The organism is Nonomuraea sp. 10N515B (genome assembly GCF_052245915.1).
Lineage (GTDB): Bacteria > Actinomycetota > Actinomycetes > Streptosporangiales > Streptosporangiaceae > Nonomuraea.
This window is the reverse complement of record NZ_JBQQBQ010000029.1, coordinates 85,095-110,938: the sequence shown is the minus strand read 5'-3', so window position 1 is coordinate 110,938 and position 25,844 is coordinate 85,095. Positions and strand designations below refer to the sequence as shown.

Sequence of the window (25,844 nt, the reverse complement as noted above, 5' to 3'; positions counted from 1 at the left end):
GCCGCCGGGAAACCGGGACCGTATGGGCGGTGGGCTCATCGTGGCCAGGCCGAGTCGACGTGGACAGTGTCGATGTGGGGAGTGTGGTGCGGGGCATCGGATTCTCTTCCCTCTCGCCGGCGCTGGTCGCACCGGGTGTCGGCAACGAGAATCCATCGCGGGCTGTCCCTGCCGTGAGGGTCCGGTGTCCCTCCTCGGGAGGGACAATCGCACGGCCACGCGAGCGGGGGCGGCGGCTCCTCTTGGCTTCGGGGACTACCGCGACGACTGGTGAAGGCCCACCAGAGCCACGATCACACTGACGACGGGGATGAGGTCCGGCCAGACCAGCCGCTCACTCATCGTCCAGCAGGTCGAACAGGTCCAGGCCGGCCCCTTCGGGGAGCAGGTCAGGCGATGGGCACGTGAGAGGTTGTTCGGTCCAGATGCATTTGCCGGTGGCGGTGAAGCGGGTGCCCCAGCGATGAGCGATCGCGGAGACCAGTTGGAGCCCGCGTCCGCCCTCGTCGGTTTCGGCGGCGCGGCGGATGCGGGGGGTGGTCTGGCTACCGTCGGAGACCTCGCAGGTGAGCACGTTGCTGCGGAGCAGGCGCAGGTTGATGGGGCCCTTGGCGTGGCGGATGACGTTGCCGACCAGTTCGCTGGCCAGGAGTTCGGTGGTCATCGAGAGGTCGTCCAGATGCCACGTGCCGAGCTGGGTCCGGACGTGCTCGCGGGCCTCGCCCGCGGCCTTGGGGTGATCGGGCAGCGGCCAGGAGGCCATGTCGTCGCCCGACAGCGCGTGGGTACGGACGACCAGAAGGGCGGCGTCGTCGGCGGTCCCCCGCCTGACGGGCAGCAAGGTAGCGATGAGAGTGTCGCACAGGGATTCGAGGTACTCGGCCCCCGTCGCGTCCGGCGCGGCGGAGTGATCCCGGCGCCCGTACAGACCTCTTGAGATCGTGCTGCTGAGCGCCCTGGAGAGGCTGGCCATGCCCTGGTCGATGTCGAGGGAGGACGACTCGACCAGGCCGTCGGTGTACAGCACCAGCAGACTGCCGTCGGGCAGGTCCATTTCCACGGTGTCGAAGGGCGGGGTGGCGGCGCCGAGGGGCGAGTTCGGGTCGGCGTCGGGGAAGTGCACGCTGCCGTCGGGATGCACCACGGCAGGCGGGGGATGGCCGGCGCGGGCCAGGACACAGGACCGGTTGGTGGGGTCGTAGACCAGGTACAGGCAGGTGGCGTAGAAGTCGTCGCCGAGGTCGCTGACCAGGTCGTTGAGGTGGGCGAGCAGTTCGTCGGGAGACAGCTCCAGGTCGGCAAGGGTGCGGACCGCGGTGCGCAGGCGGCCCATGGTGACGGCCTCGGACACGCCGTGCCCCATGACGTCGCCGATGACGATGGCGACCCGGTTCGCCGACAGCGGGATCACGTCGTACCAGTCGCCACCCACCTCCATTTCCGCGCCGGCGGGCAGGTAGCGGGCTGCGGAGGTGACCGCGGGCAGGTCGGGCAGTTCGCGCGGGAGCAGGCCGCGTTGCAGTTCCTTGGCGCGGGTGTGCTCCCTGTCGTACAGGCGGGCGCGCTCCATGGCCTGGGCGACCAGCCCGCTGAGCGCGGTGAGCAGGTTGCGCTCCTCGTCGGTGAACTGGCGCGGATCGGTGAAGGAGACGACGCAGCTGCCCACGGGGCGTCCGGAGGCGATCAGCGGCAGGAAGGCCCACGCTTGCTTGCCCCCCGACGCCAGAAGGCCGGCCGTCGTGGGGTAACTCTCGATGTACTCCTCGACCGAGGTGATGAACAGCGGCGTACGCTCCCGCAGAACCCCCGTGATCGGCAGCCCCCAGGAGGCCGGCATTCGGGCCACCTGGTCGATGAACTCCTTCGGAAACCCGGCGAACCCGACCGGCCGCAGGTGGTCGCCCTCTAGGAAGGCGAGCATCAGTCCGGTGGCGCCGAACAACGGCAGGATGTGATTGGCGGCGGCGTCCACGACGTCGCGAACGGTGACCGCCTCGGCCAGCGCTCTGGTCAACTGCCTGATGTGGGAGGCCCGCTCCGCGGAAGCGCGCTCGGCGTCATGAGTCTGCGGTTCGGTGACCAGCTCCAGGGTCTCATGGATCTTGGTGACGTCCCACAGGGTGCCGGCCATGCGTGCCGGTTCGCCGTTCTCATCGAGCACCAATTGGCCGCGGACCCGTACCCAGCCGGTCGTCCCGTCCGGGCGGCACACCCGATATTCGGTGCTGTGCATTCTCCCCGTACGGATCGCCTCGTCGATGTCGGACAGCACCCACGGCAGATCCTCGGGGTGGATGGCGCCCGTCCAGGTATCGATGCGGCCATCGAAGCCATCCGGATCGACGCCGAGCACGGTGAACATCTCGTCGTTCCAGATGACATCGCCCGTCCAAATGTCCCAATCCCAGGTGCCGACCGCCTGCAGGTCCGGCTGGAGATCCGCGCCGGTGGGCGGGTCCTGCCACCCCGTGAGGGTCAGACCGGGCGGAGGTGTGGTGGACCTGTTCAGGCGTTCGCCGGCCCATCGGCCCAGCGTGTCGAGGAAGGCTCGTTGCCCGGCCGACGGGCTGCGCGAGGAGAGGGTCACGACCGACAGCGTGCCGACCGGCCCGCCGGGGCGGAGCAGCGGGACGGCCGCCATCGCCGTGCTTACCGCGGCTTCGGCCCTGTCCGGGCGTCCGCCCGCCGACGCGTCACGGTCGGGCATCCCATCGAGGTTCGCCATGGGCACCCGCACGAACGTACTGTCCCGGAACGCGCGGGCCGGGGCGAGCGGGCCGTTTCCGTCAAGGCGCTCCCATTCTTGGGTAAAGGCCGGGGGTAGCCCGCTGGACACCACCAGGCGCAGTCCGCCGCCGTAGCCGGGGCTGCCGAGATGCACCATGCCGCCCAGCCCGGCAAGATCGGCCACCGCCTGCTGGATCGCGAACCGCAGGAGCTCGATCCCCCGCAGCTCGTCACCGGCCACCGCCAGGAACCGTTTCCGCTTCTCGGAAACCTGGTCCGGCCGCCTGATCCGCAGACCTGGCGCACGCCGTTCGCCCATCCCCATCTCCATCCCTTCAGCACGTCACCGGGGTCTCCGTCAGGGGCAGGTGCGATCCTGCGGAGCCCGGGCTCTGGGACGCGTCTGCGGCACTTAATCCGGGAGGAATCTGCATGTATAGGGGGATATGTACAGAGTACAACTACCCGAACACACACTTCATCGCGCCGGACGCCATACCGTCCCCTGGGGAACACATCTGACATTCGTCACATCGGGCACGCTGACGCACGGCACTACAGCCGCCGCCCCTCAGCCAGCCTGGATGCATGGAAATCGCGCTGGAACTCAAGGCCGTCAGCAAGCGCTACGGCACCACCATCGCGCTCGACGGCGTGGACCTGGACGTAGCACAAGGGCAGACGGTCGCCGTGCTGGGGCCCAACGGGGTGAGGTCGGGGCGTTGCTGCAGGATGCCGCGCTCTCTGGCAGGAGGAGCGCGCCCGTACGCACCGAGGCCGTCCGCGTCGCCGAGTCCCGCGGCTGGTTGTGACCGGTGACGAACCAGTAGCGGACGATACGGACCTATCGATTAACAGCCGCACCCGTCTGTGAAGGGAATTAAGCTCAATGTGATCCCGATCATATGGGGGCAGCCCTTCACATGAGCGATCCCGATCACAACAAGGGACCCGGGCCGAGGAACATCCGCACCTCGGTGAAGGAGGCGCTGATCAGCGCCCTGGCCACCGCCATCGTGGGCGTGGTGCTCCTGCCGTGGATCAACCTGTTCCGCACGCTGCCCCTCTACATGCAGTTGTGGCTGCCCGTGGGCTTCGGGATCGCCATCGCGGCCCTGCTGTACGTTCCGGCGTTACGCGGCATCTACGAGAGGTATGCGAAGCAGATCCGGTTGGGCCTGCTGGTGTTGGCCGGGGCGGGATTGGCCACCGGGGGCTGGCTGGTGTTCCACGCGCTCACCGCGGACGACCAGTGCCCGGCGTCGGCCGAACTCCGGCTGGTCACCGCACCGGAGAACGTCACCGAGCTCACCATGCGCACGCAGCAGTACATGCGGGAGAACCGGATCGAGGGCTGCCCGTCGATCCGGTGGACCGTGGCGGTCGCGCCGCCGCCCGTCCACCTCGCCGACGCCTTCAACAACGGGTGGGAGTGGCGGGAGGACCGCCGCGACCAGCCGTACGCCCGGCTGTACGCCCTGCAGCCCGACGCGTGGGTCGCTACCTCGCCGGCCGAGGTGGAGGAGCTCAGGACGGGCGGGCTCAAGTCGCTGGGCGACAGCGCGTCGGAGGTACGCGTGGGACAGGATCAGCTCGTCCTGGCGATGACCGAGCAGCGGCGCGAGGAACTGGGCAAACACATGGACGATCCGGCCCAGTACCCGTTCGACAAGGTCTGGGACATCGTGACCAAGAAGATGGGCATGACGATCGCGCGTCCCTTCCCGGAGACCTCCATGGCCGCGATGATCGGCACCAGCAACGTGTTCGGCGGCCGCAACCTGGACGAGGCCGACTACGCTCAGGCGGAGCAGGAGCTCGTGGAGGACGGGCTCGGTGCGGACACGGTCACCTCGCTGTTGTGCGAGTTCGGCGAGCTCGCCGACGAGTCCCGGCAGCAGCGGGGCGACCCCAAGATCGCGCTGCTCGTGCCGGGACACAGCGTGGAGGACTTCAACGCCGGCCGCGTCGACGGCTGCGCGGGCACGGGCGCGAGCACGCACCTCATCGCGGTGCGTCATCACGACCTGAGCAAGCTCGACTATCAGTACGTCAAGGTGACCTGGCACGGCCAGCGCTCGGCCGAACGAGAGACGCTGGTCGACCACTTCGGCGCCTGGCTGGGGAAACACCCGCTCTACCCCAACGCGCCAGTGCCCGCCAAGGGCACGGTCGACGAAGACGAGCTCAAGGAGGTGAAAAAGCGGCTGTTGGACCAGCTGCGCCCGCAGCTCGACCTGCGGCTGATCGTCGACACCTCGGGATCGGCGGATCGTCCCGTACGTGTCCAGGCCGCCGAGGCGCTGCGCGCCAACAGCAGAATGCTCGGGCCGCGCGATCGCCTCCAGGTGTTCGGCCTGCACGCGCAGAGCAGGAACGGGCCTGCCGAGGTGACCGGCATCGCCCCCAGGAGCGGTCCTGAGCACCTCGGCACCGTGGCCGCGAAGATCGAGCACACTCCGTTCGACAAGTGGGATGCCCCCGCCTCGGCCGGGCTCGCCCAGCTCGGCGCGGGCGACGAGGCGGTGCCCGCGCCCGTGGTGCTGCTGACCGACGGCCGCCTGTTCGACAACGAGGGCGGCAGCCAGGCGGCTACGGTGATCGCCGGGGCGCTCGAGGACGCCGCCACTGTCTCGGGCCTGTACGTGGTCGTCTTCGGGCAGGATCGGTGCGCCGTGACCACGTTGCCGGGCACGCGGAAGCCGTACCAGTGCGTGACGGCGGGCGCCGGCGCGCAACAGGCGATCACCCGGGCGATCATCACGGTACGGGGGTGGCGATGACCGCGCCGCTGAGGAAGCACGGCCTCTTGGCGCTCGTCTGCGGGGCCGCGCTGATGCTGCTGCTCCTGCTGTGGCAGTCCCGCGGCGCGGACGGACCGCCGCAGCCGGCCCCGCCGTCGGCCGCGCTCAGCCCTCCCCCTGTGCCCTCGACGCCTCAGGAGGAATGCGGCGGCCACGACGGCGAGCTGGTCGTCGCCACGGGCGACGACGTCAGCACGGGCAGCGTACGGCGCGAAATCTTCGACGAGTGGAACAACAAGGACAAGCCTGCCGGAGACCCGCCGGCCAAGCTGCTGGAGATCTCCGGCAGCACCGACGTGCGGCGCGCCCAGATGGCGGCACTGGCCCAGGCCGGCAGCTGCGAGTACGACGTGCTCGTGCTCGACGTGGCGTGGGTGACCGAGTTCGCCAGGCATGGTTACATCCAGCCGATCGAGCTGAGCGATGAGGGAGACCGCTTCCTGACCGGCCCGCTGGAGGCCGGGCAGATCGACGGGGAGCAGTACGGCGTTCCGTTCGCCGCCGACGCGCCGCTGGAGTACCGCCGGCTGGACCGGCAATCCGGCGGCTACCTGCTGCAACTGGACGACAACGAGATGGGCACGATCAACTTCCTGGAGATGATCGAGCTTGGCGGCGGAAAGGTGCTCGACGGCGACGACAGGACCACGGTGGCCCTCGACGACGACCGCGACGACACCTGGGAGGCGCTGAAGCCGTCCAAGCACGTGTTGTCCAGTACGGATGAGAGCGTCGCCGTGCTGCGCGAATCGCTCCAGATGGACGAGGATCGCAGCGTCGTGGCCTTCAAGGAGGGCAGGATCGGCGAGCAGCCGGTGTCCTACATGCGCAACTGGCCGATCGCGTTCCATCAGCTGGCGTCCGACCCGCGCATGCGCGGATCGGACATGAGGCTGTTGTTCGACGTACGCGCGCCTACGGCGGAGGGCGGCGTGCTCGGCGGTTCTGTGCTGGCCGTCTCCCAGCACATCAAGCCGGACAAGCTGCGCGCGGCCCAGCGGCTGATCGACCGGCTCACCAGCCAGGAGGTGCAGGCCCGGCTGTTCGCCTGCGGCGGATACAGCCCCGTCCTGACCGAGGTGTACGAGGGGTACGAGGCCGGCCGTGGGCCCGCGTGCTCGCGCCAGGCCGGCACGGACATCACCAGCGCGAGCCTGCCCGAGCTTGCCACGCTGGCCTCGGAGACCAGGAAGTCCATCGGACTGGCCCACCCGCGACCGAAGTCGCCCTACTATGCCCAGTTCAGCGAGATCTTCCGCCGCTGCGCTCGCGGCGTCTGGGAGAACAGGGTGACGGAGGAGGCGTTCTTCTCCTCCGTCGGCGCGCTGGAGGCTGCGCTGAACGGCAGAGTGCCCGACGACCGGCCGCCCTGTTGAGCCAGGGCTCGATTCGGTTCAGGTCCACGCCCGTGTCCAAAGTGTGCGCTTCTTTCCGTATAAAGATCTTATAGGTAGGCGCGTCGCCTAATTCCTCAAAAGGCAGCTGGGTATGGTCGCTCACGTCATCTGCTATTTCGAAGGGAAAGGTGACAATGGAAAAGCTCACACGCGCGGGCCTCATAGCCGTCTCGGCGGCGCTGGTGTCGGTCGCGGCGCCGACCGCCGCCATGGCTCAGCCCTATGAGGACCCGACCGCCGAGAATACGACATCCGAGACGAAATCCAAGGAGTCGTTCGAGGCTGGGGGGCTGTCGCCCAGCTCCAGCTCAGAGCAGGACCTGATCAAATGGGTCGAGGAGGCATTCGAGTCGAAGATCAAGTTCGACGCCGTGATCGGCGATGCGATTGTCCGCGACAGTACATCAGATTCCGATTGAACCGGACCTGTTCCCGCAATCTTTGCGATTCTCTCCGAATGTTTGTCGGAGCCGAATGAAACAGAATTGCGTACCCGCCTCCTGCTCGGTCAGGAGGCGGGTCAGGTCCATTGGTCAGCGTTGGCAAGGCGGTTCAAGGGCGTGGTGGGTAGGGCGATCCAGCCCTCCGTGGCCGCCGCGCCAGCCTGCTCTGCCGTCGGCACCGTAACAAGACCGAGCGCCGATGCGCGCGCGGCCAGGGCGGACACCACGGCGTCGGCGGCGTGGTCCGAAGACCGGCAGATCGCCTCGTGCCCGCCCAGATCCAGCCACGGCGCCAGCTCCAGCAGCTGATCCACGAGCCGGCCCAACTCGGTGAGGTTGGCGGTGCGCTTGTATCCCCGATAGGGCAATCCCCACCGCTTCAGGCAGGCCGCCGGATACACCTCCACGACTTCCCCACCACCTCGCCGATCCACCGGCCGGCCCCGCCGCGCCAGCTCGGCCAGCACAGCCGCACACCGCATGGTGGCGTGGCCGATGCGGTCCGCCGACACGCTCAACGGCGTCAGCCCGGTCTGCTCGTGCACCACCTGGTCGGTGACCCGCAACGCCAGATCCCGCCGCCACGCCCGGCCCACCAGCCCTTCCGGCACGTGGACGTGCCCAGCGCGGTGGGCGGTGACGAAGTCGACGAACCTGTCGGGCCAGCCGAACGGGCAGTCGATCCCCGCCTTGCCGGCACCCATCACTGCGTCAACGATCAGGGCGTCGTCCGCCCCGACCTCCACCCGGACGAGCCGGGCGCGGCCGACCGACCAGTCGAGCCATGCCACCGCGGTCCGCACCGCCTCCGCGGCGAGATCGATCCCGACCGTCACCATGCCCCCACCATAGGAGGCCTGATTCGCCGCCGCTCGAAGGAGCGGGATCAGAGACGCGCACCAGGAACTCCGCGGAGGACATCAGCCTCACCTCCTCAGATGGCGAGTGACTCCGGGAGGGTACGGGCGAAGGCCGCAGCCGCCTTGTCGTCGTCTCGCCGCCCCGGCGGCGACATGTGGCCGAGGAAGGCGTGCCGGAAGCAGGCGCCGAGCAGCAGCCCCGTGGCGGCCTCGACGTCGGCCTCCGGTCGCAGCCGCCCGAGGTCCTGCTCGGCGCGCAGGTACGCGGCCACCGCTTCGTTGGCCTTGTGCGGACCGGCGCCCTGGTGCCGTAGCTCGTCCCTGTGTGCGGCGATGGTGTCCGAATCGGCGAACACCGAGGCCAGCATGGGGAAACCGTCGTGGTGGAAGCCGATGGCGCCCGCGCCACAGCGATCGGGTTGTCCGCCAGGGTCCCCGTGCCTGCCTTGCCGCTCAGCGCCTGCGCAAGCTGGGAGAAGCCGGGCGAGCGTTCCCTCATCACGGCCACGAGCAGGTCGGCCTTGTTGGCGAAGTGCCTGTACAGGGCCGCCTCGGTGAATCCGGCGGCCCCTTCGATCTGGCGTGTGGTCACATTGGCCAGGCCACGCTCGGCCATGACGGGCGGCACCGGACGGCGCCTCGTGGGCCAGCCGTCCGCAGGTCGGTGACCGTGAAGAGACCTATCCTCACCGGCCTGTGCCTGCTCGTGGCCGCCGTGCTCGGCCTGGCCTACACCGTCGTCCACTTGACCTTCCTCCGGTCAGCCGGCAACCCGCCGGCCGAGGCCTGCACCGGGGAGTCAGGCAGGCGTGCCCGGGTGGTCGCCGCCGGCGCCAGCATGACCCAGGGCACCCTCGGCGCCGACTGGGTGGCCACCCTGCACGCCCGGCACCGGGACATGGATGTCGTCAACGCGGGCATTAACGGCAACACCGCCGCCGACCTGCTGCAGCGGGTCGAGACCGACATCGTCGCGTGCCGCCCCACCGCGGTCACGATCCTGATCGGCGCGAACGACGTCCGCAATGGCGTCCCGCCGGCGCAGTACCAGGACGACCTCCGCGCGATCGTCGATCGTGTCCAAGCCCGTACCACCGCCCGGATCGCGCTCATGTCCCTTCCGCCCCTGGGTAAGGACCTCAACACCGAGATCAACCAGCGGCACGCCGCCTACAACGCAGCGATCAAGGACGTCGCGGCCCAGCACTATCTGCTCAGCCGCACCTGGGACCACATCGCCCAGGCTGAGCTCCACCGCGGGATAGCGGCTCGATCAGGGAACGCCGGGTCCAGATCCGCCGAATCGGACCTCGATCCGGACCCGGCGTGGTCATGTGGTTCCGCAGCGGTCCCGCAGGGTTGTGACGCCAGGGCCGGCAAGTTCGCCGCAGTATGCCGTGCGCCCCGTCATCGCCATCGTCAGCGCCAGCGTGCTGCCGGTGACGAGCGGGCCGGAGCCGGTGCTGAAGGGCCCATCGTTCGCGACGAGGTGGAGCCCCTGGATGCGGCCCTTGGCGATGACCACCATGTCGGAGCGGCTGTAGTAGTCGGCCACCAGGGTGAGCGTCTCGATCGGATAGGTGCGGCGGATGCCCAGCGGCCGGCGGATGTCCTCGCCGTGCACGATCGTCTCGCCCAGCATCGCCATGGTCGGCAGGGGCGGCTTGGTGGTGCTGGTGATGACCTGGCGGAACCTGTCGAGTGTGTCGGCCGGGGACGTGCCGAGCTGCTCGGCCAGCCGCATGGCCACCTGTTTGTCGAAGTCGAACCGGCAGCGGATGACGCCCGCCAGCCACCGCACACCGTTGAGCCGCGCTCCGGCGGTGAGGTGGGCGAGCACCTCGCGCACCGTCAGCCCCGTACACAGGGAGGGCGTCGTCCAGTGCTCTTCGGTCAGATCAGCGAGGTCGGCCGCCAAGGCCGCGCGCTCGGCGTGGACCAGCGGCCAGAGGTCGGTGCGGCGACTCAGGGGTGATTTCGGGGCCGTCATGGCAGGGTTCCTCCCGGCAAGGTCCACACGATCGATCGTTCACCGGTAGGACGGCCCTCATGGGGCAGAATCGTCGCTCGCGAGCGAGATCAACTGTCGGTGCTCGGTTATAGGGTCCGGCGCGTGGACGAGACATCGAGAACCCGAAGCGCCGTGCACGCCTACTTTGAGCGCGTCGAGCGGCGTGATTGGGAAGGCTTCGGCGCGCTGTTCGCCGAGGACGTGGTCTACGAGATGCCGCAGAGCCGCGAACGGATCCGCGGGAAGGCGGCCTACCTCCAGTTCAACAGGGAATATCCCGGCGATTGGCACCTTCAGCTTCGGCGCGTCGTCGCCGATGGCGGCCATGCTGCGGCGTGGGTCGACGCGCGCGTCGGCGCCGAGCACCAGGATGCGTGCGTGTGGTTCGAGCTCTCCGGCCAGGGCTTGATCAGCCGGATCATTGATTACTGGCCGGAGCCGTATGATCCGCCGCCTGGTCGTGAGCACCTTGTGGAGCGCTGGTAAGACCTTCAGTCCTGCGGAAGGCGGTAGACGGACACGTGGGACCGCGAGTCGGCGGTGAACTCGGCTCCGGCCCAGTCGGCATGCCTGCTCTCCAGCTCGAACCCGGCCAGCTGAGCCATGAGGTCCAGCTCGGCCGGCCAGATGTAGCGGTGCGGGCTGCGGGTAAGCCGAGCCTGCCGGCTCTCGTCGAACCTGAAGTGGTGCGAGACCACGTGCTGGCGCAGAACGTCGTAGGTGTCCAAACCGATGTAGCCGGGCTCGGAATGCCAGACCGTGGCCTGCTGTCCTGGCGGGAGTTTACGCAGCTCAGGAACCCAGAGCTCGATCACGAACCGCCCGCCGGGCGTGAGATGGCGGGCGGCGTTGCGGAAGCACGCGACCCGCTCGGCCTGGGTGAGCAGGTTGGAGATCGTGTTGAAGACGAGGTAGACGAGCGAGTATTCCCCCGGGGCGACGGCGGTCGCCATGTCACCGGCGATCACTGGGATGGTCGCTTCGTCCACCTTCGTGCGCAGTTGGTCGATCATCGGAGATGACAGCTCGATGCCGGTTACCGGCACTCCTCGCCCGGCGAGCGGCACGGCCACGCGACCGGTCCCGATGGCGAACTCGAGCGCCCGTCCGTCGCCCGCGAGCTCGGCGAGACGATCCACGGTCGGCTCCAGGACCTCGGGCGCGAACATGCCGGTCCCCGGCGTGTCATAGCTCTGGGCGACCTCGCTGTCCCAGATCTCCTCCTGACGCATGCCGCCCACGATGGTCGTGAGGTGCACGCGTTGTCCAACGGTTTTCGGTCAGACGACGGCGATGGCGGGGGCCACGCGTGCGGACCCGATGCCGCGGTCCGGCTTGCCGAGCCGGAAACGTACCTTGCCCTTCAGCACGGTGCCGGACTCGGCCAGGCCATCGGTGAGACCTTCGCCGGGGAACAGGGTGAACGTCCACCTTGGGTTGGATTCGCAGTCCGGCAGGTCGCGGCCGCCTTGCAGGACCCTGGCTCCCCACAGCTGACGGATCATCAGTGCCCTGGTGTCGACGCCGGCGACCGTGAAAGCCGCCGCCGGACCGGCCACGATGTGCTGGTGGCTGCCCAGGGAGGGCCCGTAGACGCCGGTCACGGTGGCCACCATGGTCCACGGCGCGCCCTTCCGTACGCCGAGGACTCCTGCGGGTAGCCGGTCGTCGAACACGTCATCCACGGGCGTGCCGAGTTGGTCCGCTCGGACGTCGGCGGTCATCGGCCGCCGGGTGTCCAGCTTGCCCGGGTCCGGCACCAGCAGGATTCCGTACGTCGTCTCGTCGGCGAAGCGCGCCGAGGCGAAGTGCTCGCGCAGCGCGAGCACCACCTCCTCAGCGGCGTCCCACAGCTCGCTGGGGAAGGCCGTCGCCAGGTAGCCCGGCGTCACCGCCGGCAGCCCGGCCCGCGCCACCGCTTCGGCCACCGACGGGCATCGAGCCCATCCGGACTCGGCCAGCCTCACGATCTGCTCGTCCTTGAACGACATCACTCACCCAAGACTGCCGCACAGCTGAACCATGCGCCTAGAGGAGCGGGTGGGTCACGCGGCGGCGCTGGCGCGCTGGAAGATGCGCACGCCGGCCACCCCAGCCACCAGCCCACGACCCCCGCCCGGCCGAGTCCGGCGCTCAGCGCGAGCAGGCCGAGGAAGGCGAAGATCTCGGTCCCGCTCCACAGGGGCATGAACGCCGACCCGTCCACGGTGTCGGAGATCCGCACCGCGGCGTCGAGAGGGAGTTGCTGCCCGGTGACCATTCGCCACCAGTCGTCCCGTACCGCGCCGGACACGTTCAGGAGGCCCAGCGCGGTGGCCAGCACGCCGAACACCGTGAGCCAGCAACCCTTGCGGCCGCGCTCCGGGCCGGAAGCTCAACCTGAGCACTCGTGTCCAGGCGGTCGTCTTCGCGTACGAGAGCGGCCTCGTCCGCCCTGGGGAGCAGGACCGATCCTGAGCCGTTCAGCTCAGCCGGACCTGCGGGCGAAGGCCGGCGCATGTTCCGGACGGGGTCCGAAGCCGACCATCCGGGGAGGAATCTTGCGGAAGCCCGGGAACGCGCGAATGAGGAAGAGGAGGGACTTCGGCGGCCCGGACCGTTTGCCCGTGAACTGCGCCTCGAAGAAGCCCCGTTGCACCAGCCGCTGCAGACCCTGAATGATCACGGTCGGGAGGTGCCTGCGCCGTTGCACGGCCGCCAGGTCTTTGAGGGTGACCGCGTGCCGGCGCAGGGGGGCGGCCAGGATGGCAGCGGCGGCCACCGCGTCCTGGACGGCCAGATTGATGCCTACCCCGCCGGCGGGCGACATGGCGTGCGCGGCGTCGCCGATGAGCAGCAGCCCGTCGAGGTGCCAGCGCTTGAGCCGGTTGAGCTTGACGTCGAGCACGAAGACCTCGTCCATGCTCTCCAGCCGGTCCACCCGGTCGGCGAAGTCGGGCCGCAGGTGGGCGATGCGCTCGCGGAACCGCTCCACGCCCTCGGCCCGCAGCCGCGCGTCAGAGCCTTTGGCGGTGAGGTACGCCAGCTGGTAGTAGTCCTCGCGGGTCAGGGCGATCAGCGCCTCCGCCCCCCGCGCGACCGGCGTGATGCCGGCTGGCACGCCTGCCTCGTGCTCGAACCTGGGCAGGCGGAACCACCAGACGTCGAAGGGCACGTGAAACTCCTTGGGCACGAGACCCGCGTCCCGCCGCAGCGTGGAGTGCCTGCCGTCGCACGCGACCGTCAGCTCGGCGCGGATCTCCCCTTCCCGGCCGTCCGCCGTGCGATAGCTGACCCCGACGACCTTGCCGCGCTCCCTCAGCAGTCCGGTCGCCGCCGTGTTCATGCGCAGGGCGAAGCCGGGCTCCTCGCCGGCCGCCTTGGCAAGGAAGGAGAGCAGATCCCACTGGGGCACCATCGCGATGTAGTTGTACGGCGCCGGCAGCGACTCGAAGTCTCCCAAGGTGACGATGCTCCCGTCGGCGACGGGGAACGCCACCCTGGTCAGGCGGCTCTGCGGCAGAGCACGGAAGGCCTCGCCGAGGCCGAGCTCGTCCATGAGCCGGACCGTGGAGGGGTGCACGGTGTCACCCCGGAAGTCGCGCAGGAAGTCGCCGTGCTTCTCCAGCACGGTGACCTCAATGCCTGCCCTGGCCAGCAGGAGGCCCAGCATCATGCCCGCCGGGCCGCCGCCACACACCAGGACACCTGTGCTTTCAGCCATCATGACCGTCCCTTTCGTGCACGGACCCCCTGCCCACTAGCATGCGCCCGTACCCGAAAGAATTCAACAGGCAATGAAAAAGGTCGAGGGCGGCGCCGTGCCGCCCTCGGCCGTCGTTCTAGATCTTGCCGACGCCCGCCCCGGCCTGGACCTTCGCGGGGACGATCGCCGGGTCGTCGAGCGTGTAGGAGTAGTAGGTGCCGGGCTCGACGACGCTGCCCGCCGTCTCCGGTGCGCCCGAGTTGACGTAGAGGTTGCGCCGTTCGACCACCCGGCCCGGATCGCTCTCCGCGTAACCGACGTGGATCGGGTGGGCGACGTTCTCGAAGTAGTTGCCCTCCACCAGCACGCCGGCGTTCTGGGTGGAGGCGATGCCGTACAGGGAGTTGTTCCTGTAGTAGTTGTTGAACACGTGGACCGGCTCGCCGAAGCGGGCGCGCGGGTGGCGCTGGTCGGTGCCGTCGAAGAAGTTGTGGTGGTAGGTGACCCGCAGCTTGCCGATGTCGGCCGTATAGGTGTCGGAGTGGCCGAGCAACATCGCCTTGCTGTGGTGGTGGAACTTGTTCCAGGAGACGGTGACGTAGTCCGACTCCCGTTTGATGTCCAGCAGGCCGTCGTACCCGGCGGACAGGTCGTTGTGGTCGATCCACACGTGATGGGCCTTGTTGGTGACGCTGATGGAGTCGTCCTCGGCGTTGGTGAACCTGATGTTGCGGATGATCACGTTGTTGCCGGGGCGGGTCGTGGAGCCGAGTTGGAGGCCGCCGCCGGTGATCTCGGCGGTCGCGCCGACGCCGATGATGGTCTTGTTGGCGACCACCGTGATCATGTCGCTGATCTGGATACGGCCCTGGATGCGGAGAACGTACGCCCCCGCCCGGCCTGCGTAGTCCTGCAGTTGGGCGCCGGTGGTGATGGTGACCTCGGTGCCGCCGGCGCCGCCGGTGGTGCCGTTCTGGCCGAGGGCGTTCACGGAGGCGAATCCGATCGGGCCGTCCGCGGCGCTCGCCGGCGCCGGGAAGAGGGCGACGAGCAGCGCGGCGGCCGCGGCGAATCGGAACAGCATGGCGGCCTCCTCAGATCTTCCCGGTCCCGGAGCCGGCGGTGACCGCCGCCTTCACCGTGTTCGGATCGTCCAGGGTGTAGCTGTAGTAGGTGCTGGGCTCCTGCACGCTGCCGCTGCAGTCGGGCGTGCCGGACTCGTCGACGAAGACGTTGTTGCGCGCGACGCATCGACCGGCGGGGCCCGCGTACGAGTTGCTCACCGGCTCTTCGACCCGCTCGAAGTAATTGCCTTCGACCACGCAGCCGGCGTTCGCCTGGCAGGCCACCCCGACGTCGGTGTTGTAGACGTAGTAGTTGTTGAACACGTGCACCGGCTCCCCGAACCGCACCCGCGGGTTACGTTGCGGCGTCCGGTCGAACCAGTTGTGGTGATAGGTAACCTTCAACCGGCCCACGTCCTGCGCGTCGTTGTCGTCGTCGTGGCCGAGCAGCATGGTCTTGGTGTGGTCGTGCACGTGGTTCCACGAGACGGTGACGTACGACGAACCGCGCTTGATGTCGACCAGCCCGTCGTAGCCGGCGGCCAGGTCGTTGTGGTCGATCCAGATGTGATGGCTGAACATCTGGACATTGATCGAGTCGTCGGTGGCGTTCCTGAAGACCAGGTTGCGGACGATGACGTTGTGGACGGCGTCGGGCGGCGGCGAGGTGATCGAGTCGTCCGCGGGCAGCCCGATGTTGAACCCGCCCCCGGTGATGCCGGACCCGGCGCCGACGCCGACGATCGTCTTGTCGGAGGCGACATTGTGCATGCCGGCCGGCACTGTGATCATCCCGCGGACGCAGATGTTCAGCGGCCCGCTCTGGCCGATCGCGCTGATCAGCTCGCCGGCCGTGTCCACCTCGACCGTGGGGCCGCCCGCGCCGCCCGTGGTGCCGTTCTGGCCCCAGGCGTTGACGGCGGCGAACCCGGTGGGCGTGCCCGAGGTGTCGCACGTGCCGGGTGGGGGCAACGTCGGGGTGGTCGGCGGGTCGGTCGGGCCGCCGATGTCCGTCACCAGCACGTCGTCGAACGAGGCACTGGCGTAGTAGCCGGCCAGGCCCGCCCGCCCCGAGCCGATCGACGCGTCCGTCGCCGTGGCGACCTGCACGTTGTTCACGAAGCCGCGTAACGTCGTGCCGAACGCCTCGAGGCGGAGGGTGTACCAGTCGCCGGCGGACACCATGGCCGTGGCCAGCATGATCGGCGCGCCACCGGTCCGCTTGCCCAGGACCACCGTTCCGGCGTTGCTCAGGCCGAGGAAGTAGTAGGTGCTGGTGCTCTGCGCCTTGGCCAGCACCGCGACGTGCCGGCCCGAGCCGTTGAACGCGATCGGCTTGACCCGCGCCTGCACCGCCTGGTCGCCCCATCCGGCGCCGGCCACCGCGCGGGCGTCCGCGCTGGTGCCGGACTGCCGGTACACCCTGGAGCCGTCGGTCACCACCGACCAACTGCCGCCGGACCGCGACCAGCCCGTGGCGTCACCGTCCTCGAAGTCGTCGCCGAAGAGCGTGGCGGCGGACGCGCTGGGCACCCCCAGCAACACCGTTGCCGCCGCCGTCGCGGCGGCGACGCCCGCCGCGAGCGCGGCGAGCACTGATCGTCTGCTTCTGCGCACCGTGGAGCCTCCGGTCGTGAAGGCGACCGGGCGCACTCGACCCTCGCGAGGGGTGTACGCGCCCGATCGCAGTGGCGAACCGGAACCCGTCGCGGCATGAACGGGTCCCTCACTGGATGTGGTGTTGCGCGTAAACTCGCGAGCTTCACACCTTTATGCAGCCGATTGTGAAGACAGTCAATGCGTAGGCTGTGCAGTTTTGTTGCAATCGTTTGCTGCAACTGAAGTGCGGCGTCCATGGGCTCGGAGCGAGAGATCGTGCAAGCGATTGTCGAGGCTGGAACGCGACGATGCTTGATAGGTTATGGCGGCAGGTGGGCCGAAAGTCCGAATCGGCGGTCCACGCTCTGATCCTGGAGACGCCTTGACGGTTACGGCCTGGGTGGCAGTGGCCGCCTTTCTCGCCGCGTACACGCTGATCGCCACCGAGAAGGTGCACCGGGTGGCGGCGGCGCTCGGCGGGGCCGGGATCATGCTGCTGGTCCACGCCACCGACGCCGGCGCCGCGTTCTTCGACGAGGCCAGCGGGATCGACTGGAATGTGATCTTCCTGCTGCTCGGCATGATGATCATCGTCGGCGTGCTCAAGCAGACCGGCGTCTTCGAGTTCCTCGCCATCTGGGCGGCCAAGCGGGCCAAGGGCAGGCCGTTCCGGCTCATGGCGCTGTTGATCGTGATCACTGCGGCCGCGTCGGCGCTCCTGGACAACGTGACGACAGTGTTGCTGATCGCGCCGGTGACGTTCCTGGTGTGCGAGCGGCTCAGCCTGTCGGTGGCGCCGTTCCTCATCGCCGAGGCCATGGCGTCCAACATCGGCGGCGCCGCCACCCTGATCGGCGACCCGCCGAACGTCATCATCGCCAGCCGTGCCGGGCTGACCTTCAACGACTTCCTCATCCACATGGCGCCGCTGATCATCGTGCTGGTCGCGGTGTTCGTCGGGTTGTGCCGGTGGTTGTTCAGGAAGTCGTTCACGTACGACCCGGACTTGGCTGCGGAGATCATGTCGTTGAACGAGCGGGAGGCCATCGCCGACCGCAGGCTGCTCTGGCAGTCGCTGGCGGTGCTGACGCTGGTGATGGCGGCGTTCGTGCTGCATCCGGTGCTGCACTACGAGCCGTCGGTCGTGGCGCTGCTCGGTGCCGGGGCGCTGGTGGCGGCGACCAAGGTGACGACCGAGCAGGCCATCCGCGAGGTCGAGTGGCCGACCCTGGTGTTCTTCGCGGGTTTGTTCGTGATGGTCGGGGCGCTGGTGGAGACGGGGGTGATCCGGCAGGTCTCGGAGGCGGCGGCGCAGGCCACCCAGGGTCAGCTGGCGCTCACGACCATGCTGCTGCTCTGGGCCTCCACCGGGCTGTCGGCGGTCATCGACAACATCCCGTACGTCGCCACCATGAGCCCCATCGTCGCCGACCTGGCCCAGGCGAACGACGGGGCCCAGGTGTTCTGGTGGGCCCTGGCCATCGGCGCCGACCTGGGCGGCAACGCCACGGCCGTCGGCGCGGCGGCCAACGTGGTGATCCTCGGCATCGCCGCCCGCAACGGCACCCCGATCAGCTTCTGGCAGTTCACCAAATACGGGATCGTGGTGACGTTCGTGACCGTCGCGCTGTCGACGCCGTACCTGTGGCTGCGTTACCTCACCTGAGCGGCAACGGCCCTTCGGTCCCCTGGCGCGGGCCGAAGATGCGGCGCTCGCTCTCGTCGATGGGCACGTCGTTGATGCTCGCCTCCCTGCGCCGCATCAGCCCGGACTCGTCGAACTCCCACTGCTCGTTGCCGTAGCTGCGCCACCACTGCCCGGAGGCGTCGCGGGACTCGTACTGAAAGCGGACCGCGATGCGGTTGCCGGAGAACGCCCACAGGTCCTTGCGCAATGCGTAGTCCAGCTCCCTGTCCCACTTGCCGCGCAGGAACTCCCTGATCTCGTCGCGGCCCTTCACGAACTCGCCGCGATTGCGCCAGACGGAGTCCTCTGTGTACGCCAGCGCGACGCGGTCCGGGTCGCGGGTGTTCCAGGCGTCCTCGGCGGCCTGGACTTTGATGCGGGCGGTCTCCTCGGTGAACGGTGGGACGGGTGGACGGGTCATGGATCCTCCTGGAGAACGTGCGTTCTCCGGTATCGTAGAGAACGACCGTTCTCCAACGCAAGTGAGGTGGCATGGAACACGCGGAGCGGGTTCTCGTCGCGGCGGGCGAGCTGTTCTACCGGCGCGGCCTGCAGGCGGTGGGCATGGACGACGTGCGCGCCGCGTCCGGGGTGTCGCTCAAGCGGCTCTACCAGAGTTTCCCGTCCAAGGAGGCGCTGGTCGTGGCGTATCTGGAGCGGCGGGACGAACGGTGGATGTCCTCGCTGACCGCCTACGTCGAGGGGCGGCAGAACGCGATCTCCGCCGTGTTCGAGTGGCTGGAGCGCTGGTTCGGCGAGGACGACTTCCGCGGGTGCGGGTTCGTCAATGCCTACGGGGAGCTGGGCACCTCGTCGGAGCCCGTGCGTGAGGTGGTGTGGCGGCACAAGCAGCGGCTGCGTGACTACTTGCGCGGGCTGGCCGCCGAGGCGGGGGCGGCGGATCCAGACGTGCTGGCCGAGCAGTTGCTCGTGCTGGTCGACGGGGCCACCGTCACCGCGATGGTGAATCCAGCGGGCGCGGCGACGGTGGCACGGGCGGCGGGACAAGCCGCCGCCGCATCCGTCACAGCAGCTTGTCGAGCGTGATCGGCAGGTCGAGCACTCGCTTGCCGGTGGCGTGGCGGACGGCGTTCGCGACGGCGGCCCCGACCCCGGTGATGCCGACCTCGCCCACCCCGACCAGTCCGAGCGGCATGGTCGGGTCCGGCTCGTCCAGCCAGTGCACGTCGATGCGGGGGATGTCGGCGTGCACGGGCACGTGGTATTCGCCCAGGCTCGCGTTCACGATCCGTCCGGTGCGCGGGTCGACCAGCGTCTCCTCCGACAGCGCCAGGCCGATGCCCATCACGATGCCGCCACGAAGCTGGCTGGCCACCAGCTTGGCGTTGATCACCCTGCCGACGTCGAACACACCGAGCCACCGCGACACCCGCACCTCACCGGTGTCCCGGTCCACCCGCACTTCGCAGAACTGCGCCCCGCACGCCGCCTTCACCCAGCGCCTCATCTCGCGAAGCGTCCCCACCATGCCGAGCGCGCCCGGCTTGATCGCGGCGTCCAGGTGATCGCGCCCCGCCCGGGTCAGGATGGCCGCGTACGTCTCGCCGCTCACCCCGTGGAAGAGGCCGCCGTCGCGGGCCTCCAGGTCGGGCAGCCGCCGGCCGCGCAACGGCGAGTCCGGGGACCGGCGTGCCAGCGCCAGCGCGGACTCCTTGAGCTTGCGGCAGGCGGCCAGCACGCTCGACGCCACGCTCGCGGTCTGCGTCGAGCCGCCCGCCATGGCCCCCAGCGGCAGCTCGGAGTCGCCGGACTCGACGCGTACGGCCTCCAGCGGCACGCCCAGCTCATCGGCGGCGATCTGCGCCTGCACCGTGGCGGCGCCCACCCCGATCTCGGCCATGGCGCAGCGCACCACGACCCCGCCGTCCGCGGACAGCCGCACGGCGGCGCTCACCGGCAGGTGCATCGCGGGGTGGTACGCGGTGGCGACGCCCATGCCGACGAGCCAGCGCCCGTCCCGCATGGCGCCGGGCCGAGGGTCCCGCTCATTCCAGCCGAACCGCTCGGCCCCCAGTGCGTACGCCTCCCGCAGGAATCGCCGGGCGAACCGCTTGCCGTCCACCGGGTTGCGCTCGGGCTCGTTGCGCATGCGCAGCTCGATCGGGTCCATACCGAGCTCCCAGGCCAGCTCGTCCACGGCCGACTCCACGGCGAAGGTGCCGATGGACTCGCCCGGCGCCCGCATGGGGATGTTGGGGAGCAGGTCGAGCTGCACGAGGTGCTGGCGCAGGTGAATGTTGGGGGCGGCGTAGAGATGCCGGGAGGCCGAGGTGATCTGCTCCTGCCAACCCCCGACCTTTCCCGTCCTGGCCACACTGGTGTGGATCAGGGCGGTGAGCGTGCCGTCCCTGTCGGCGCCCAGCGCGACCCGCTGCGTGCTGGGGGTACGGCCGCCGACCGTGTGGTAGACGCCCGCCCGCGTGAGCGCCAGCCGCACCGGCCGGCGGGTCGCCCGCGCGGCCAGCACGGCGAGCAGCGTACCCGCCCAGATCGGGCCCTTGCCGCCGAACCCGCCGCCCACGAACGGTGACAGCACACGGATGTTCCGCTCCGGCACGCCGAACCGCAGCGCGAGGTGCTTGCGCACCCACGGGATGCCCTGCGTGGCCTCGTGCACGGTCAGGTGGTCGCCGTTCCAGGCGGCGGTGGTGGCGTGCGGCTCGATCGCGTTGTGGTTGTGCGGCGGCGTGGTGAACCGCAAGTCCACCGACACCGGCGCGGCCTCCAGCGCGGCCTTCGCGTCGCCCTTGTCGGCCTCGCTCTCCAACAGCATGCTGCGCTTCTGCGGGGTGGCGTTCGGCTCCTCGGCCGAGAAGTCCACCACGGCCGGCAGCTCCTCGTACGCGGGCCGCACCATGGACGCCGCGTGCCGCGCGGCCTCGTGCGTCTCGGCGACCACGACGGCCACCGGCTGGCCGTTCCAGTGCACCTCGTCGGTGGCCAGGTAGTTGACCGACGTCCCGGAGGCCATCGCACCGAGGGGGTCCAGGAGGCTGACCTTGAAGGGCTTCATGGCGGGGGCGTTCTCATGGGTGAGCACCTCGATCACGCCGGGCACGGCACGGGCGGCCGCGGTGTCGATGGCGGTGATGCGGCCCCGGGCGATCGTCGCGTGGACCAGCGCGGCGTAGGCGAGGTCCGGGTAGTGGTGCTCGGCCGCGTAGCGGGCCTCGCCGGTGGCCTTGGCCCGGCCGTCGAGCCGGTCGATCGGCCGGCCGACGTATTTCGTGCCGGTCGCGCGCTCGATCTCGGTCGTGGTCATGCCGCTTCCCCTCCGTCGGTCAGCTCGCGCAGTGTGGCCGTGATCGTGGCGCGGGCCAGGCCGCTCTTGAACGCGTTGCCCGGCCGCAGGGTCGCGGCCGCCAGCTCGGCGTCGGCCGCCCGGCGGAACGCCTCCTCGGTCGCCGGGCCGCCGAGCAGCGCCTGCTCGGCCTCGCGCGCCCGCCACGGCTTGGGGGCGACGCCGCCCAGCGCCAGGCGGACGTCCGTGATCGTCCCGTCCCGCACCTCCACCGCCGCGGCCACGGAGACCAGCGCGAACGCGTACGACGCCCGGTCGCGGACCTTGCGGTAGCGGGAAGGGGCGGCGATCGGCGGCACCTCGACGGCCGTGATCAGCTCGTCGGCCGCGAGCGCGGTCTCGACGTGCGGCGTGTCGCCGGGCAGCAGGTGAAAGTCCGCCAGCGGGATCCGGCGCGTGCCGCGCACGCTGCGGGCCTCGACGACGGCGTCCAGGGCGAGCAGGGCCACGGACATGTCCGACGGATGCGTGGCGATGCAACTGTCACTCACGCCCAGGATCGCGTGGGAGCGGTTGAACCCGCCGACCGCGTCACAGCCGGCGCCGGGCTCGCGCTTGTTGCAGGCCGACGCCTGGTCGTAGAAGTAGGGGCAGCGGGTGCGCTGCAGCAGGTTGCCGCCCACGGTGGCCATGTTGCGCAGCTGGGCCGAGGCGCCGGCCAGGATCGCCTGCGACAGCACTGGATAGCGGGTCCGGACCCGCCGGTCGGCGGCCAGAGTGCTGTTGCGCACCAGCGCGCCGATCCGGAGGCCGCCGCCGGGCAGCTCGGCCACCTCGTCGAGCGGTAGCCCGGTGACGTCCACGACGGTGAGAGGCCGCTCGATGCCCTCGCGCATGAGGTCGACCAGGTTGGTGCCGCCGCCGAGGAACTTGGCGCCGGAGTCCGCGGCCACCGCCTGCACTGCCGCGTCGATGTCGGGCGCCTTGACGTACGCGAACGGTCTCATCCGGCCACTTCCTTGATCGCGTCCACGATGCCGTTGTAGGCGCCGCAGCGGCACAGGTTGCCGCTCATCCGCTCCCTGATCTCGGCCTCCGTGAGCTCCGGAGCGCCTGCGGAGACCGCGCTCGGCATGCCCGCCGCATACTCATCGAGCATGGCGATCGCCGAGCAGATCTGACCCGAGGTGCAGTAGCCGCACTGGAGCCCGTCGTGGCGGACGAACGCCTCCTGCAGGGGGTGCGGGGTCACGCCCTCGATGGTGGTGATCTCCCGGTCGGCGTATTGGACGGCCAGGGCCAGGCAGGCGTTGATCCGCACGCCGTCGGCGAGGACCGTGCACGCGCCGCAGGCGCCCTGGTCGCAGCCCTTCTTCGGGCCCGTCACGCCCAAGCGCTCGCGTAGCGCGTCGAGCAGGCTGACCCATGGCTCGACGTCGAGCTTCTCTTCGGTGCCGTTCACTCGCATCCGTATCTCGGTCACATCTCGGGACGTTAACAGAACATCGTCCACTTAACAAGAGAACGACGTTCTTTTAACTCTGGGCCTTATCCTGAGACCGCGATGACTTTCCTCAGGGCCAGGCGGCCGGAGCACAAGCAGCAGCGGCGCGAGGCGATCCTCGACGCCGCGCGCGAGCTCGCCATGGCCTCCGGCGTGCGGAACGTGAGCCTGGGCGCGGTCGCGGAGGCCGTCGGCCTGGCGAAGTCCAACATCGTGCGCTATTTCGGCACCCGCGAGGAGATCTACCTCCACCTGGCCACCGAGGAGTGGGGGCAGTGGGCGGAGGCGGTGCGCGAGCGGTTGCGTCATGCCTCCGGCACAGCCGAGGTGGTGACGGTGCTGGCGGAGACGCTGGCCGCGCGGCCGCTCTTCTGCGACCTGCTCAGCCACACCTCCACCAGCCTGGAGCACAACGTGTCGGTCGAGGCGGCGTACACGTTCAAGCGGGCCGTGGTGGGCGTGGTCGGCGAGCTGGGCTCCGAGGTGGCGGGCATCACCGACCTCACGGTCAACGAGGCGATCGAGCTCGTCATGGGCGCCGCCGGCCTGGGCGGCCTGCTCTATCCCGCCGCCAACCCCTCCCCCACGCTGGCCGAGGTCTACGCCCGTTACCCCGAGCTCGGCGCCACCTGCCCCCAGATGGTGCCCATGCTCGTCCGCATGCTCAGCGCGCTCGCCGCCGGCCTGCCGACGCTCCGCTGAAGGTTTCACCTAACCGGTTAACCCAAGGGAAGGGGCACCCGCCATGCTCAGGTCAGCGCTTGGGACGGCGCGGTCAGGAGCGGGAGCATGACCTCCACGCGGGTGCTCGCGCCGGGCTCGCCGGCGATCACGCAGATGCCGCCCAGCTCGGCCGCCCGCTCGCGCATCGAGCCGAGGCCCACACCCGCCCGATACGACGCGGGCAGCCCCTTGCCGTCGTCGCTGATCAGCACGCGCAGCACCGACTGCTCCCGCTGCAGCACGATCCGGGCGAGCGACGCCTCGGCGTGCTTGCGGATGTTGGTCAGGGCCTCCTGGACGATCCGGTAGACCGCCACCTCTACGGCCGCGGGCAGGTCACGCAGGCTGCCCTCGACGTCCACCTCGACCTCCGTGTCCGGCGATGACTGGCCGGCCAGGTCGCGGACGGCCCTGGCCAGACCCAGGTCGTCGAGCGCGGGCGGGCGCAGGCCGTAGACGAGCTCGCGGATGTCCCGGGTGACCGCGCTCATCCCGGTGTGCAGGTCCTGGAGCAGCTCGTCGGCCGCCTCCGGGGATCTCTTCAGGCTGAGCCTGGCCATGTTGATGGTCATGGCCATGGCGGAGAGGGTCTGGCCGAGCCCGTCGTGCAGGTCGCGCCGCAGGCGGCGGCGTTCCTCCTCCCTCGTGGTCAGGATGCGCTCGCGGGAGCGTTGCAGGTCGGCGGCCATGCGGACGGCGTGGGCGACGTCGGCGGCGTACGGGGTGAGCGTGGCCAGCACCCGCTCGTTGTGCGCGGCGGGGAAGCGGCGCGGCCCCGGCGGTCCGACGAGCAGGCGGCCGACGCGCTCCCCGTGCCACACCAGGGGCACCTCGCGCGGGCTGTCGCCCACCCGGCCGCTCTCGACGTAGCGGGGCTCGCCCTCGGCCACCTCGATGGCCACACCCTCGACCGCCAGCCCGTCACGCAGCACGCTCACCACCGACGTCAGCGCCTTGGCCGGATCGCCGCGGCGCACGGCCTGGGTGAGGCGCTCGGCGAGCACGCCGGGGTCGCCGACGGCGCCGTACAGGAGCCGGTCCACGGCCCGCTGGAGCGCCCGCCGCAGTGGCTGGAAGAACGCTCCGGCGAAGAGCGCGGCGCTGATCCCGGCCACCTGGCCGTAGCCGGAGACCAGCACGCTGGACAACGTGCCGGCGGCGAAGTAGACCGCGCTGACCGCGGCCACCAGCCCGGCGGCCACGAAGGCGCGGCTGATCACCGTGTCGATGCCGTAGAGCCGGTAACGCATCACCGAGAACGCGACCGCGACCGGGACGAGCGCGGCCCAGGCGACCGCGGGCCACATCAGGTCCTGGTCGAACGCGGCGGCGACCAGGAAGACGATGTATCCGGTGAAGGCCAGCAGCGGCCAGCCGATCTGCCGCCTGGTGATCGGGTCCGCGTGCCGCATCCGCAACGCCAGCGACAGAGCCGCCAGCGCCATGGAGACGTAGATGCCGGTCCAGGCGATCACCGCGATCGTCTGCGCGTACGGGGCGAACGCGGGGATCTGCAGAGGATTGGGGATGACCACCGGGAACGGGTAGCCCTCGGGGGGCGGGGGCGGCTGGAACGTCGTGCGCACGAAGTTGGCGGTGATGGAGGCGTAGCCGAGCACCAGGGCGACCCGCCACCGCTTGGAAGGCAGGTGGCCGTCCGGTGAGTACAGCGGCAGCACCATCGTGAGCAGCACGCCGCACACCGCCCAGCCGATGTTCGCGGGAAGGCGCAGGTAGCCGGCGGTGAGCAGGTCGCCGGATGAGGCGGCGCGGAACATCAGCGCGGCGGAGACGTCGCTGAGCCCGGCTGCGAGGCCGCCCAGGCACATCAGCCACGCCATGTTCAGCCGGGGGCGGTGGAAGAGCAGAAAGGCGCCGACCGCGGGGAACGTCAGCCCGGCGGCCGACTGGGGCGACACGGTCCTGGCCGGGATCCACTCGGCGGGCAGCCGGCTCCAGATGACCACCGCGGCGACGGTGAGGACGGGAGACACGACCGCCATGAGGACGGCCACGACCCGCGCGGCCTTCCCCCGGCCCGAGAGGTCGGTGTATTCGACCATCGGCTTGTCCGTCCT

23 protein-coding genes and 2 pseudogenes are annotated in these 25,844 nt (G+C 69.9%); 9 read left to right on the top strand and 16 right to left on the bottom strand.

Annotated features, from left to right (window positions below; all coding sequences use genetic code 11):
* Nucleotides 1–334: 334 nt before the first annotated feature.
* A complete protein-coding gene (locus ACTWQA_RS34785) occupies nucleotides 335–3,046 on the bottom strand; it encodes a SpoIIE family protein phosphatase (RefSeq protein WP_443163216.1) in 2,712 nt (903 codons plus the stop codon).
* A 269-nt stretch (nucleotides 3,047–3,315) separates the two neighbouring features.
* Between ACTWQA_RS34785 and ACTWQA_RS34780 the strand changes: the two genes are divergently transcribed.
* From ACTWQA_RS34780 to ACTWQA_RS34765, 4 genes are all read left to right on the top strand, one after another.
* Nucleotides 3,316–3,546, top strand: a complete 231-nt coding sequence (locus ACTWQA_RS34780; protein ID WP_443163215.1) for a hypothetical protein — start codon at nucleotides 3,316–3,318, stop codon at nucleotides 3,544–3,546.
* A 104-nt stretch (nucleotides 3,547–3,650) separates the two neighbouring features.
* The gene (locus ACTWQA_RS34775; protein WP_443163214.1) at nucleotides 3,651–5,510 is read left to right on the top strand and encodes a hypothetical protein; all 1,860 of its coding nucleotides are present in this window, start codon (nucleotides 3,651–3,653) and stop codon (nucleotides 5,508–5,510) included.
* Nucleotides 5,507–6,907 carry a hypothetical protein gene (locus ACTWQA_RS34770; protein ID WP_443163213.1) on the top strand — a complete coding sequence of 467 codons (1,401 nt, stop codon included), beginning with the start codon at nucleotides 5,507–5,509 and terminating at the stop codon, nucleotides 6,905–6,907. The genes ACTWQA_RS34775 and ACTWQA_RS34770 overlap by 4 nt, the downstream gene beginning before the upstream one ends.
* Before the next feature lie 155 nt (nucleotides 6,908–7,062).
* Nucleotides 7,063–7,347, top strand: coding sequence for a hypothetical protein (locus ACTWQA_RS34765; protein WP_443163212.1), 285 nt, complete (start codon nucleotides 7,063–7,065; stop codon nucleotides 7,345–7,347).
* A 101-nt stretch (nucleotides 7,348–7,448) separates the two neighbouring features.
* Here ACTWQA_RS34765 and ACTWQA_RS34760 read toward each other — a convergent pair whose 3' ends face one another.
* From ACTWQA_RS34760 to ACTWQA_RS34750, 3 genes and pseudogenes are all read right to left on the bottom strand, one after another.
* Nucleotides 7,449–8,210 carry a DUF429 domain-containing protein gene (locus tag ACTWQA_RS34760; protein ID WP_443163211.1) on the bottom strand — a complete coding sequence of 254 codons (762 nt, stop codon included), beginning with the start codon at nucleotides 8,208–8,210 and terminating at the stop codon, nucleotides 7,449–7,451.
* Nucleotides 8,211–8,305: 95 nt separating this feature from the next.
* Nucleotides 8,306–8,599 carry a TetR/AcrR family transcriptional regulator C-terminal domain-containing protein gene (locus ACTWQA_RS34755; RefSeq protein ID WP_443163210.1) on the bottom strand — a complete coding sequence of 98 codons (294 nt, stop codon included), beginning with the start codon at nucleotides 8,597–8,599 and terminating at the stop codon, nucleotides 8,306–8,308.
* Between the two features lie 143 nt (nucleotides 8,600–8,742).
* A pseudogene (locus tag ACTWQA_RS34750) lies at nucleotides 8,743–8,847 on the bottom strand (TetR family transcriptional regulator); the annotation flags it as partial.
* Between the two features lie 222 nt (nucleotides 8,848–9,069).
* On the opposite strand from ACTWQA_RS34750, the pseudogene ACTWQA_RS34745 reads away from it, so the two are divergent.
* Nucleotides 9,070–9,408, top strand: a pseudogene (locus ACTWQA_RS34745) (SGNH/GDSL hydrolase family protein); the annotation flags it as partial.
* 153 nt (nucleotides 9,409–9,561) lie between these two features.
* Here ACTWQA_RS34745 and ACTWQA_RS34740 read toward each other — a convergent pair.
* Entirely contained in the window at nucleotides 9,562–10,221 is a 660-nt protein-coding gene (locus ACTWQA_RS34740; protein ID WP_443163209.1) for a maleylpyruvate isomerase family mycothiol-dependent enzyme, read from the bottom strand.
* A 123-nt stretch (nucleotides 10,222–10,344) separates the two neighbouring features.
* On the opposite strand from ACTWQA_RS34740, the gene ACTWQA_RS34735 reads away from it, so the two are divergent.
* Nucleotides 10,345–10,728 carry a nuclear transport factor 2 family protein gene (locus ACTWQA_RS34735; RefSeq protein ID WP_443163208.1) on the top strand — a complete coding sequence of 128 codons (384 nt, stop codon included), beginning with the start codon at nucleotides 10,345–10,347 and terminating at the stop codon, nucleotides 10,726–10,728.
* Nucleotides 10,729–10,733: 5 nt separating this feature from the next.
* Here the strand turns inward: ACTWQA_RS34735 and ACTWQA_RS34730 are convergent, their stop codons facing one another.
* The 6 genes from ACTWQA_RS34730 to ACTWQA_RS34705 form a co-directional block, all read right to left on the bottom strand.
* Entirely contained in the window at nucleotides 10,734–11,474 is a 741-nt protein-coding gene (locus tag ACTWQA_RS34730; protein WP_443163226.1) for a class I SAM-dependent DNA methyltransferase, read from the bottom strand.
* Between the two features lie 48 nt (nucleotides 11,475–11,522).
* Nucleotides 11,523–12,236, bottom strand: a complete 714-nt coding sequence (locus ACTWQA_RS34725; RefSeq protein ID WP_443163207.1) for a hypothetical protein — start codon at nucleotides 12,234–12,236, stop codon at nucleotides 11,523–11,525.
* A complete protein-coding gene (locus tag ACTWQA_RS34720) occupies nucleotides 12,233–12,565 on the bottom strand; it encodes a hypothetical protein (RefSeq protein ID WP_443163206.1) in 333 nt (110 codons plus the stop codon). The genes ACTWQA_RS34725 and ACTWQA_RS34720 overlap by 4 nt, the downstream gene beginning before the upstream one ends.
* 144 nt (nucleotides 12,566–12,709) lie before the next feature.
* On the bottom strand, nucleotides 12,710–13,948 hold the full coding sequence (locus tag ACTWQA_RS34715) for an FAD-dependent oxidoreductase (RefSeq protein WP_443163205.1): 1,239 nt from the start codon (nucleotides 13,946–13,948) through the stop codon (nucleotides 12,710–12,712).
* Nucleotides 13,949–14,063: 115 nt separating this feature from the next.
* The gene (locus tag ACTWQA_RS34710) at nucleotides 14,064–15,011 is read right to left on the bottom strand and encodes a pectate lyase family protein (RefSeq protein ID WP_443163204.1); all 948 of its coding nucleotides are present in this window, start codon (nucleotides 15,009–15,011) and stop codon (nucleotides 14,064–14,066) included.
* A gap of 10 nt (nucleotides 15,012–15,021) precedes the next feature.
* Nucleotides 15,022–16,587, bottom strand: a complete 1,566-nt coding sequence (locus ACTWQA_RS34705) for a pectate lyase family protein (RefSeq protein WP_443163203.1) — start codon at nucleotides 16,585–16,587, stop codon at nucleotides 15,022–15,024.
* Nucleotides 16,588–16,972: 385 nt separating this feature from the next.
* Here ACTWQA_RS34705 and ACTWQA_RS34700 point away from each other — a divergent pair, with 385 nt between their 5' ends.
* Nucleotides 16,973–18,256, top strand: a complete 1,284-nt coding sequence (locus tag ACTWQA_RS34700) for an ArsB/NhaD family transporter (RefSeq protein ID WP_443163202.1) — start codon at nucleotides 16,973–16,975, stop codon at nucleotides 18,254–18,256.
* Here ACTWQA_RS34700 and ACTWQA_RS34695 read toward each other — a convergent pair.
* A complete protein-coding gene (locus ACTWQA_RS34695; RefSeq protein ID WP_443163201.1) occupies nucleotides 18,249–18,698 on the bottom strand; it encodes a nuclear transport factor 2 family protein in 450 nt (149 codons plus the stop codon). The two genes, ACTWQA_RS34700 and ACTWQA_RS34695, sit on opposite strands and share 8 nt — an antisense overlap.
* Nucleotides 18,699–18,769: 71 nt before the next feature.
* On the opposite strand from ACTWQA_RS34695, the gene ACTWQA_RS34690 reads away from it, so the two are divergent.
* A complete protein-coding gene (locus tag ACTWQA_RS34690) occupies nucleotides 18,770–19,324 on the top strand; it encodes a TetR/AcrR family transcriptional regulator (protein ID WP_443163200.1) in 555 nt (184 codons plus the stop codon).
* On the opposite strand, the gene ACTWQA_RS34685 is transcribed toward ACTWQA_RS34690, so the two are convergent.
* From ACTWQA_RS34685 to ACTWQA_RS34675, 3 genes are read right to left on the bottom strand one after another with little or no spacing between them, the layout of a single operon-like run.
* Complete coding sequence (locus ACTWQA_RS34685; RefSeq protein WP_443163199.1) at nucleotides 19,302–21,560, bottom strand: xanthine dehydrogenase family protein molybdopterin-binding subunit; 2,259 nt, start codon at nucleotides 21,558–21,560, stop codon at nucleotides 19,302–19,304. The two genes, ACTWQA_RS34690 and ACTWQA_RS34685, sit on opposite strands and share 23 nt — an antisense overlap.
* Nucleotides 21,557–22,546 carry an FAD binding domain-containing protein gene (locus tag ACTWQA_RS34680; RefSeq protein WP_443163198.1) on the bottom strand — a complete coding sequence of 330 codons (990 nt, stop codon included), beginning with the start codon at nucleotides 22,544–22,546 and terminating at the stop codon, nucleotides 21,557–21,559. Before ACTWQA_RS34680 ends, ACTWQA_RS34685 begins: the two co-directional genes overlap by 4 nt.
* On the bottom strand, nucleotides 22,543–23,007 hold the full coding sequence (locus tag ACTWQA_RS34675; RefSeq protein WP_327590971.1) for a 2Fe-2S iron-sulfur cluster-binding protein: 465 nt from the start codon (nucleotides 23,005–23,007) through the stop codon (nucleotides 22,543–22,545). Before ACTWQA_RS34675 ends, ACTWQA_RS34680 begins: the two co-directional genes overlap by 4 nt.
* Nucleotides 23,008–23,103: 96 nt before the next feature.
* Between ACTWQA_RS34675 and ACTWQA_RS34670 the strand changes: the two genes are divergently transcribed.
* The gene (locus ACTWQA_RS34670; RefSeq protein WP_443163197.1) at nucleotides 23,104–23,745 is read left to right on the top strand and encodes a TetR family transcriptional regulator; all 642 of its coding nucleotides are present in this window, start codon (nucleotides 23,104–23,106) and stop codon (nucleotides 23,743–23,745) included.
* A gap of 47 nt (nucleotides 23,746–23,792) precedes the next feature.
* Here ACTWQA_RS34670 and ACTWQA_RS34665 read toward each other — a convergent pair whose 3' ends face one another.
* On the bottom strand, nucleotides 23,793–25,829 hold the full coding sequence (locus ACTWQA_RS34665) for a histidine kinase (RefSeq protein WP_443163196.1): 2,037 nt from the start codon (nucleotides 25,827–25,829) through the stop codon (nucleotides 23,793–23,795).
* Between the last annotated feature and the right edge of the window lie 15 nt (nucleotides 25,830–25,844).

Coding starts and splice junctions, on each gene's coding strand:
- ACTWQA_RS34670 (WP_443163197.1), top strand. CDS start 23,104: ATGACTTTCCTCAGGGCCAGGCGGCCGGAGCACAAGCAGCAGCGGCGC.
- ACTWQA_RS34780 (WP_443163215.1), top strand. CDS start 3,316: ATGGAAATCGCGCTGGAACTCAAGGCCGTCAGCAAGCGCTACGGCACC.
- ACTWQA_RS34740 (WP_443163209.1), bottom strand. CDS start 10,221: ATGACGGCCCCGAAATCACCCCTGAGTCGCCGCACCGACCTCTGGCCG.
- ACTWQA_RS34665 (WP_443163196.1), bottom strand. CDS start 25,829: ATGGTCGAATACACCGACCTCTCGGGCCGGGGGAAGGCCGCGCGGGTC.
- ACTWQA_RS34690 (WP_443163200.1), top strand. CDS start 18,770: ATGGAACACGCGGAGCGGGTTCTCGTCGCGGCGGGCGAGCTGTTCTAC.
- ACTWQA_RS34775 (WP_443163214.1), top strand. CDS start 3,651: ATGAGCGATCCCGATCACAACAAGGGACCCGGGCCGAGGAACATCCGC.
- ACTWQA_RS34765 (WP_443163212.1), top strand. CDS start 7,063: ATGGAAAAGCTCACACGCGCGGGCCTCATAGCCGTCTCGGCGGCGCTG.
- ACTWQA_RS34785 (WP_443163216.1), bottom strand. CDS start 3,046: ATGGGCGAACGGCGTGCGCCAGGTCTGCGGATCAGGCGGCCGGACCAG.
- ACTWQA_RS34710 (WP_443163204.1), bottom strand. CDS start 15,011: ATGCTGTTCCGATTCGCCGCGGCCGCCGCGCTGCTCGTCGCCCTCTTC.
- ACTWQA_RS34755 (WP_443163210.1), bottom strand. CDS start 8,599: ATGCTGGCCTCGGTGTTCGCCGATTCGGACACCATCGCCGCACACAGG.
- ACTWQA_RS34695 (WP_443163201.1), bottom strand. CDS start 18,698: ATGACCCGTCCACCCGTCCCACCGTTCACCGAGGAGACCGCCCGCATC.
- ACTWQA_RS34715 (WP_443163205.1), bottom strand. CDS start 13,948: ATGATGGCTGAAAGCACAGGTGTCCTGGTGTGTGGCGGCGGCCCGGCG.
- ACTWQA_RS34680 (WP_443163198.1), bottom strand. CDS start 22,546: ATGAGACCGTTCGCGTACGTCAAGGCGCCCGACATCGACGCGGCAGTG.
- ACTWQA_RS34675 (WP_327590971.1), bottom strand. CDS start 23,007: ATGCGAGTGAACGGCACCGAAGAGAAGCTCGACGTCGAGCCATGGGTC.
- ACTWQA_RS34685 (WP_443163199.1), bottom strand. CDS start 21,560: ATGACCACGACCGAGATCGAGCGCGCGACCGGCACGAAATACGTCGGC.
- ACTWQA_RS34730 (WP_443163226.1), bottom strand. CDS start 11,474: ATGCGTCAGGAGGAGATCTGGGACAGCGAGGTCGCCCAGAGCTATGAC.
- ACTWQA_RS34770 (WP_443163213.1), top strand. CDS start 5,507: ATGACCGCGCCGCTGAGGAAGCACGGCCTCTTGGCGCTCGTCTGCGGG.
- ACTWQA_RS34760 (WP_443163211.1), bottom strand. CDS start 8,210: ATGGTGACGGTCGGGATCGATCTCGCCGCGGAGGCGGTGCGGACCGCG.